The sequence below is a fragment of the Companilactobacillus kimchiensis genome (genome assembly GCF_001438805.1).
GTDB classification, from domain to species: domain Bacteria; phylum Bacillota; class Bacilli; order Lactobacillales; family Lactobacillaceae; genus Companilactobacillus; species Companilactobacillus kimchiensis.
Genome location: NZ_JQCF01000063.1, coordinates 1 through 1055, shown reverse-complemented (window position 1 = coordinate 1055; position 1055 = coordinate 1). Strand labels below are relative to the sequence as shown.

Below are 1055 nucleotides of genomic sequence, written 5' to 3'. Positions count from 1 at the left end.
CTGAGGAATCTTATTATGATTGTCATCAAATATTTCCGAGATATATTCTTTAAAATAACGTTTGAATCCATATTTATCAGTTCTTATTCTGTATGCATTAAAATTAAAACGAACGCCTTGAAGATTTATATAATAATCATCTTTTTCATAATAATTCCAGTTCATTACTTTCTTCTCATCCGATTTCCATTTCTTTGAATCCTCTTTGAGCATAGCAGAATATGGAATAACGTATTTTTTAGAACTATCATCTAAGTACTGATAATTATTTTCAGATCCATATCCCGCATCGGCGACGACCACGTCGCCCAGCGTATGATTCTCTTCAAGTTGTTTTATAAAGGGAATCAATGTTCTTGTATCAGTTGGATTTTGAAACATTCCGATTCCTGTGATAAATTGATTATTGGTAGCAATTTGAACATTGTATGCAGGCTTCAGTTGACCGTTCATCATTGGATCTTCCTTGATCCTCATAAACGTAGCATCTTCATCACTTTTTGCATAGCTATTTCTTTTATCAAATTTCTCCATCTGTCCTTCGTGTTCAGATTTTTTACTGATACGTTTATCAAGCTTTCGAGCATATGATTTTAGTTTTCGGCGATCCTGTTTATCAGGATTAGGTGATTTTTGGGGATTATCTGCTATTTTTTTATTTAAGTCCTCAAGATATAATTCAAGTTTTGTCTGTACTTCTTCTAGGGCATCGTCAGAAAGGTCCGAAGGATTTTTGACGACGCCCATCCGTACTTCATTTATTTCCGATAATAATTTTTGGATTTGAGCTTTATTCATGTCATCAAATCTGATAGTATTCTTTTTCCAAACAAACGAAAATTTATTGGCGTCCGCCAATATTTTCGTACCATCAATAAAGGATACTTCGTCAATTAAACCATTTTGCTTTAAGACATTAGTTAAGTTTGTCAGACTATCATTAAGCAATGTTTCGATTTCATTTGAAATTCTAAACCTACATATAGTTCTGTATGAGGGAACTTGGTATTGTGTGAGCCAACGCGCAACAATATTCTCTTCAGCAAATTCTTCAA

1 protein-coding gene is annotated in these 1055 nt (G+C 33.3%); it reads right to left on the bottom strand.

What is annotated here, in order from left to right:
- Window positions 1-1055, bottom strand: a 1055-nt coding sequence (locus tag IV57_RS12865; RefSeq protein WP_157051970.1) for a transposase, incomplete at both ends; no start/stop codon positions are given.